The 320-nt window shown below is 70.0% G+C and carries 1 protein-coding gene; it reads right to left on the bottom strand.

Translation table 11 applies throughout. From position 1 onward, the window contains the following. Window positions 1–320 (bottom strand): biotin carboxylase N-terminal domain-containing protein (locus AB6A65_RS16855; RefSeq protein WP_371039527.1); only part of this gene is annotated, 320 nt, incomplete at both ends.

Consider the following 320-nt stretch of genomic DNA (forward strand, 5'->3'; position numbering starts at 1 on the left):
CTTGTCGCCGAGCGCGCGCATCGTCTCGGCGCGCGGGCCGATGAAGGCGATGCCGGCGGCGTCGCAGGCCTCCACGAAATCCGGGTTCTCCGACAGGAGGCCGTAGCCCGGGTGGATCGCGTCGGCACCGCAGGCCTTCGCCACGCGGATGATCTCGGGGATCGAGAGATAGGCCTGCACCGGCCCCAGCCCCTCGCCGATGCGATACGCCTCGTCCGCCTTGAAGCGGTGCAGCGAGAGCTTGTCCTCCTCGGCGTAGATGCCGACCGTGCGCTTGCCCATCTCGTTGGCGGCGCGCATCACGCGGATGGCGATCTCGC

This window comes from Rhodosalinus sp. FB01 (genome assembly GCF_041365715.1).
GTDB lineage: Bacteria > Pseudomonadota > Alphaproteobacteria > Rhodobacterales > Rhodobacteraceae > Rhodosalinus.